The following is a 6,295-nucleotide window of genomic DNA, read 5'->3' on the forward strand; positions in this document are numbered from 1 at the left end:
TCCGGGCCGCCCGGGCATGTCGCGCCGTGGTCTGCGGGCCCGGAGTACGGCCTCGGTGGACCTGGTGGCCGTCGGGCGTCACCCCGCACCGGCGCCGGCGCCTCCCCGGGAGGTGGGTGCCTCTCACCGGCCGTCGGCGCCTCCCCCGGGCGGGCTGTGCCTCCGGCGGGCTGTGTCTGCCCCCGTCGGGCTGACCTCCCCCCGGCGGGCTGTGCCTCCCCCCGTCGGGCTGGCCTCCCCCCGGCGGGCTGGCCTCCCCCCGGCGGGCTGGCCTCCCCCCGGCCATCGGTGCGCTACTCCGGTGTGGTCGCCGACCCGCGCCGGCTGCGCATCCCGTCGAGTTCCGGCGACCGGCCGCGCCAGCCCACCACCGGCAGGTCGAACTTCTTCACCAGCCGGTCGGTGAACGGCGCCGGGGTCAGCCGAGCCAGCCGCACCGGCACCGGCGAGCGGCGCACCTCCACCCGCGACCCGGCGGGCACCTCGATCCGTCGCCGACCGTCGCAGACCAGTACGGCGGGCGACGGCGACCGGGTCAGCACCTCCACGGCGACCACGCTGCGCGGCCCGACCACCAGCGGCCGGGCGAACAGCGCATGCGCGGACAGCGGGACCACGATCATCGAGTCGACCTCCGGCCAGACCACCGGGCCTCCGGCGGAGAACGCGTGCGCGGTCGACCCGGTGGAGGTGGCCAGCACCACGCCGTCGCAGCCGAAGGAGGACAGCGGCCGGTCGTCGACCTCGATCACCACCTCGACCATCTTGGCCGGCTCGGCCTTCTCCAGCGCCGCCTCGTTCAGCGCCCAGCCCACGATCGGATCCCGCGCGCCGGGCAACTGCACCTGCACCTGCAGGGTGGTGCGCTCCTCGACCGCGTAGTCCCCGGCGGCCACCCGGCGCACCGCGTCGCCGATGTCGTCCCGCTCGCTCTCGGCCAGGAAGCCGACGTGACCGAGGTTGATCCCGAGCAGCGGCACCCCCGCCGCCCGGGCGAGTTCCGCGGCGCGCAGGATCGTGCCGTCGCCGCCGAGGATGATCGCCAGCTCGATGTCGTGGAAGGACATCCCGGGCATGTCGTCCCCGGCCAGCACCGGCTCGAACCCGGCCGCCTCCAGTGCGGCGACCGCCTCCTCCTCCGCGGTGACCGCCTCCGGACGGCCGCTGTGCGTCACCACCAGGACCCGGCGCCCGGTCATGTCCGGACCCCGTCGCCGTGCACCACGTCCGCCACCCGCTGCTCCCATCCTCCGACCGACCGTTCCCCGGCGTGCAGCCGCAGGAAGTACTCGACGTTGCCGCTCGGCCCGGGCAGTGGACTGGCCACCGCGTCCCGGACGCCCAGGCCCAACTCCTCCGCCCGGCGACCGACCGCCTCGACCGCCTCACACCGCAGGTCGGGGCTGCGCACCACGCCGCCGGAACCCAGTCTCTCCCGGCCGACCTCGAACTGCGGCTTGACCATCACCAGCAGCGCCGCCGCCGGGGCGACCACCGCGGCCAGTGCGGGCAGCACCAGGGTCAGCGAGATGAACGACAGGTCCGCGACCACCAGCTCCGGCGGCGGCCCGAACTGCCCCGGCACCGCCTCGCGCAGGTTGACGCCCTCGTGCACCTCGACCCGCGGGTCCTGGCGCAGCCGGTCCACCAGTTGATCGTGGCCCACGTCGACGGCCACCACCGACGCCGCACCCCGGCGCAGCAGCACATCGGTGAACCCGCCGGTGCTCGCCCCCGCGTCCAGGCAGCGCAGCCCAGCGGGGTCCACCCCGAACGTGTCCAGCGCCCCGACCAGCTTGTAGGCCCCCCGGGAGGCGTAACCGTCGTCCGCGGCGTCGTCGGCCACCGTCAGCACCTGGCCCGGCGACCACGTCGCGGAGGGGCGCCGCACCGGCCGGCCGTCCACGGCGACCCGGCCGGACTCGATCAGCTCGGTGGCATGCCGACGCGAGCGGGCGAGCCCGTCCCGCACCAGCACGGCATCCACCCGCATCCCGTCAGTCCTCCGCCTCCGCGAGCCGCTCCTGCAGCCCCGCGTGCACGGCCTCGAACACCTCGAGCTGATCACGCGGCGCCAACTCGCTCACCTCGGCCAGCCGGTGCACCAGTGCGTCCACCCGCTCGTCACCCGTCGACTCCATCACGGCTCCTTCCCGCACCCCACGCTACCGGCGGGTGCGCGCGGCGGATCAGTTGTCCACAGGCAGGTCCGGCACGCTGTCCGCGTCCAGCCCGGCACCGCTGTCCACCGCGTCCCAGGCCGCCGCACAGGCCGCCCGGATCAGGTCCACCCCGCGATCTGACCCACCCTCGGCAGCGTGCAGCTCCAACCGGCGGTCGACCACCCGGGCCGCCGCGCCGCGCACCCGCCACCAGCCCTCGGCGGACTGCTCCGGCTCCGGGTGGGGCGTCAGCAGCTCGCCCAGATCCGCGGCGATGTAGTGCGGCCGGAACCCGGCGTCGGCGAGCACGTCGTCCCGCCCGGTCGACACCCCGGTGAGCACGTGCAGCCCGGCGTAGCCCCCGGTGCGGGCACCGGCCAGGTCGGTGTCCAGGCGGTCCCCCACCACCAGCGGGTTCGCCGCACCGGCACGCTGCACCGCCAGCTCGTACATGGTCGACGCCGGCTTGCCCGCGCTGTCCGGCCGCACCCCGGTCGCCGCGGTCACGGTGCCGACCAGCGCGCCGTTCCCGGGTGCGAAGCCCCGCGCGGTCGGCAGGCTCAGATCCAGGTTGCTCGCCACGAACCACGCCCCGCCGGCCACCGCATAGGCGGCCTCCGCGAGCTGGGTCCAGCCGAGCTCGGGTGCGAAGCCCTGCGCCACGGCATCCGGCCGGTCGTCCGCCGACTCCACGATGGTGAACCCGGCCTCCCGCACCGCGGTGAACATCCCCGCGCCGCCGACCACCAGCACCTTCGCCCCCGGCGACAACCGGGAGGCCAGCAGCTGCGCGCACGCCTGCGCCGCCGTCATCACGTCACCGGCCTGCGCCGGGATGTCCAGCCCGGTCAGTTGCTCGGCCACCGACCCCGGCTCACGGGAGGCATTGTTCGTGACGAACACCAGCCGCATCCCGGCCGCGCGCGCCCCGCTCAGACCTGCCGCGGCGCCCGCGATCGGCTCGTGACCCTTGTAGGCCACACCGTCCAGGTCGACCAGTGCCAGGTCGTACCGCTCCGCCAGCGGGATGTCGCTGCCGATCAGTCGCGCGTCGCTCACTCGTCCTCCGTGTTCCCGGCCGGGGCCGCCGCCCCGGTGCTCTCGTCGTCCCCGCCGTGCCGCGACTCGGCCGGGGCCTCGTCCGCGTCCCGAGCCGGGTCGTAGAAGTCGTCGTCCGCGGCATCGGCCACCGGCTCCGCCGCGGACACCTCGTCGCCATCCGACTCGGCGCTCGCCTCGTCCTCGCCGGACGCCTCGCCCCCGAAGTCGGCATCGGCATCGGCATCGGCATCGGCCGGAGCGTCATCCACCCCGGCTCTGTCGACCGGAACCGCCTCCGCCTCATCCGGGTCAGCGGTGTCCAGCTCCGGCCCGTCGCCGCCCCCTGTGTCGGCACGATGGCTGTCGTCGGCTGCGTCATGCTCGTCCGCGCCGCCGAACTCACCCGCGCCGTCGCCCTCCTCGTCCTCCTCCAGGTCGTAGAGCAGGACGTCGTCCTCGTCGTCGACCTCGCCGGAAGCCTGCGCGAGCAGCGCCGCCGAGAACCCGGCCGTCGCCTCCTCGGCCTCCTGCTCCCGGCCGGCCGCGCGCAGCGCCTCCGCCTTGGCCTGGGCCACCCGCGCCGCCAGCAGCGTCTGACCCCCGACCCGGAAGCCGGTCAGCGCGGCCAGCGCCCCGTCGACGTCGCCCAGGTCCAGGCGCGCCCCGGAGACCACCATGGCGAGCTCGACCTTCGCGGTCGGGTCCAGCTGCTCCGCCTCCGGCGACTGGGCCAGGGTGATCGCCCGCTCCGGGCGGCCGAGCCCGCGCTCACAGTCGGCCATCACGGCGAGGTGCTCCGAGGACCCGTTCAGCCTCCGCACCGTGCGCAGTTCGCGCAGCGCCTCGGCGAACCGCCCGGTCCGGTACGCGGTCAGCCCGGCTGCCTCGCGCACCACGTCGACCCGACCGCCACGGCGCACCGCGGCCTGGGCGTGCTGGTAGGCCAGTTCGGGGTCCTCGTCGATCAGCCGGCCGGTCATCACCAGGTGCAGACCGACGATCTCGGCGTTGTCCTTGCTCAGCGTGCGCAGCCGGGAGCGGACCTCCCGGTCGAGCATGCTGAACGTGATGTCCTCGGGGAGCTCGGGCCCCGGCACCCGGACCGACTGCGGCGGCCGGCTCGGGCGCCGCTCGTCGTCGCCGTACCCGCGCCGGTCGTCCCGGGGACCACGACGGTCGTCGGAGAAACTGCGCGACCCCCGCCGATCGTCACCACCGAAGCCCCGCCGCTCGCCGCCGAAGCCCTCGCGACGCGGCCCACGATCCGAGCCAAAGCCCCGACCCTCCCCGCGACCGAAGCCTTGGACGCCGCCCTGGCCCGCGCCGCGCGGCCCGAACCCCTGGCCGGAACGACCCTGACCCTCACCGCGTGGTCCACCGGTCCGTGCGCCGTCACCGCGCCGATCGCCGTACCCGCGCCGCTCACCGGCACCCGGACGGCCACCGGGACGGTCGCCGCCACGCTCGAAGCGCGCCTCACGATCACCGCCGGACCCCGGTCGTCCTCCGCTTCCGAACTCGCGCCGCGGCGCACCACCGGCACCGTCGGGCCGACCGCCGCCACGCTGAAACCCGCCGGACCGCTCGTCCCGGCGCTGACCGCCCGCGCCGCCCTCGCGCCCGCGGAACTCCCGGTCGCCACCGTCACGGAACGACCGGCCCTGGAACCCGGCGCCCCGGGGCCCGGAGTCCCGCCCGCCACGCTCATCGAACCGGCCACCGGTCCCACCACGCCGCGCGTCGCGGTCGCCGAACGAACCCGCGCCACGAGCATCGCGGCCCCTGAAGGAAGCAGCACCGCCCTCACGGCCACCGAAGCCACCGCCCGGTCGCCCACCGCGGTCGTCACGCCCGCCCGACGCCCCAGCACCCCGGCCGTCACGAGACTGGTACGGCCGATCGCCGCCACCCGCGCGCCCGCCGAATCCGCCGCGGTCGTCGCGCGCCTGGAACGGCCGCGCGCCCCGGTCGTCGGACCCGCGGGCACCGCCACGCCGATCCCGGTCCTGACCGCCGGCGAACCCGCCACGGCCAGCACGCCCATCCCGGCCCCGGAAACCACCCTGGCCGCCGCGCTCCTCGCGGTCGCCAAAGCCACGACCGCCACCGTCGCGGGCACCACCGAAACCGCGCCCCGTGCCCCCGCCCTCGCCACGCACGTCGCGGTCGCCGAAACGCCCGCCGCTCCGGTCCTCACGACCGCCCGAGCCACCAAAGCCACGGCCACCGCGCTCGTCCCGGCCACCAAAGCTGCCGACGCCACCCTGGGGCCGACCGCCGCCGCGCCGCTCCTCGGACCGGCCGGCACCGCCACGCTCGTCACGCCCGCGGTAGCCCTCGCTCCGACCCGACCGGTCGCCATTGCGAGCAGACCCGTAGCCACCCCGCGACGGGCCCTCGCCCCTCGCCGAGCGTCCACCGCCGACGTCGCCCCGGCGGCCACCGTCACCGGTGGACCGGACACCGCGTCCGTCACCCGCACCCCGTCCGCCGTCGGCACCGAACGAGCGACCGCCCGCGCGCCCGGCGCCGCCACGGTCGTCCCGGCCGGAGGACGATCCCGCACCCGGTCCGCCGCCGAAGCGGGACCCACGATCCGCCGCACGCCCACCGGCCGCGTCGCGCGAACCGTCCCGGGCCGGCCGGCCGGTGAACCCGGAGGCCGATCCGGAAGCACGCCCGTCATCACCGCGGGTACGGCCTCGTGCACCGGCAACGCGCGGAACCCGTGCGCCGCCCCCGGCATTCGGTCGTCCGACCCGGGTCCGGCGAGGTCCGCCGCTCCGCTCGCCGTCGAACCCACCGCCGGCGGAGTCACCGATTCGGTCGCGTGCGTCACTCATCGTTGGTCCATCTCCTCGTCAGACACCTGCGCGTCATCGTCTCATCCGCGGACCCGACACCCCCACCGGGGCATCCACGGGGCGCGCGCTGGGACACTCACCTTGCTCACCATGTGCCGTGACACACAAGTCCGGAAACGACGAAAGGCCACCCCATCAGGGGTGGCCTTTCGTGAAAGGTGTCCGGCGGCGTCCTACTCTCCCACACCCTGGCGAGTGCAGTACCATCGGCGCTGAAGGGCTTAGCTT

6 protein-coding genes are annotated in these 6,295 nt (G+C 75.8%); 1 reads left to right on the forward strand and 5 read right to left on the reverse strand.

Annotation, left to right across the window (positions count from 1 at the left end):
• Positions 1-293: 293 nt before the first annotated feature.
• From HGA03_RS06785 to HGA03_RS06805, 5 genes are read right to left on the reverse strand one after another with little or no spacing between them, the layout of a single operon-like run.
• On the reverse strand, positions 294-1,199 hold the full coding sequence (locus tag HGA03_RS06785; protein ID WP_168629464.1) for an NAD kinase: 906 nt from the start codon (positions 1,197-1,199) through the stop codon (positions 294-296).
• The gene (locus tag HGA03_RS06790; protein ID WP_168629465.1) at positions 1,196-1,993 is read right to left on the reverse strand and encodes a TlyA family RNA methyltransferase; all 798 of its coding nucleotides are present in this window, start codon (positions 1,991-1,993) and stop codon (positions 1,196-1,198) included. The genes HGA03_RS06785 and HGA03_RS06790 overlap by 4 nt, the downstream gene beginning before the upstream one ends.
• 4 nt (positions 1,994-1,997) lie before the next feature.
• Positions 1,998-2,141, reverse strand: a complete 144-nt coding sequence (locus HGA03_RS06795; protein WP_168629466.1) for a hypothetical protein — start codon at positions 2,139-2,141, stop codon at positions 1,998-2,000.
• A gap of 48 nt (positions 2,142-2,189) precedes the next feature.
• Entirely contained in the window at positions 2,190-3,221 is a 1,032-nt protein-coding gene (locus tag HGA03_RS06800; protein WP_168629467.1) for an HAD-IIA family hydrolase, read from the reverse strand.
• Positions 3,218-4,261: a tetratricopeptide repeat protein gene (locus HGA03_RS06805; RefSeq protein ID WP_168629468.1), complete on the reverse strand. Its 1,044-nt coding sequence runs from the start codon at positions 4,259-4,261 to the stop codon at positions 3,218-3,220. The genes HGA03_RS06800 and HGA03_RS06805 overlap by 4 nt, the downstream gene beginning before the upstream one ends.
• Between HGA03_RS06805 and HGA03_RS06810 the strand changes: the two genes are divergently transcribed.
• Positions 4,190-6,283: a hypothetical protein gene (locus HGA03_RS06810; RefSeq protein WP_168629469.1), complete on the forward strand. Its 2,094-nt coding sequence runs from the start codon at positions 4,190-4,192 to the stop codon at positions 6,281-6,283. The genes HGA03_RS06805 and HGA03_RS06810 overlap by 72 nt on opposite strands.
• The last annotated feature ends 12 nt before the right edge of the window (positions 6,284-6,295 follow it).

The sequence above is a fragment of the Cellulomonas denverensis genome (assembly GCF_012396125.1).
In the GTDB taxonomy this organism is placed as follows: domain Bacteria; phylum Actinomycetota; class Actinomycetes; order Actinomycetales; family Cellulomonadaceae; genus Cellulomonas; species Cellulomonas denverensis.

Bases quoted from the DNA above. Each gene is read 5' to 3' on its own strand.
- HGA03_RS06785 (WP_168629464.1), bottom strand. From the start codon at position 1,199: ATGACCGGGCGCCGGGTCCTGGTGGTGACGCACAGCGGCCGTCCGGAG.
- HGA03_RS06790 (WP_168629465.1), bottom strand. From the start codon at position 1,993: ATGCGGGTGGATGCCGTGCTGGTGCGGGACGGGCTCGCCCGCTCGCGT.
- HGA03_RS06795 (WP_168629466.1), bottom strand. From the start codon at position 2,141: ATGGAGTCGACGGGTGACGAGCGGGTGGACGCACTGGTGCACCGGCTG.
- HGA03_RS06805 (WP_168629468.1), bottom strand. From the start codon at position 4,261: ATGCTCGACCGGGAGGTCCGCTCCCGGCTGCGCACGCTGAGCAAGGAC.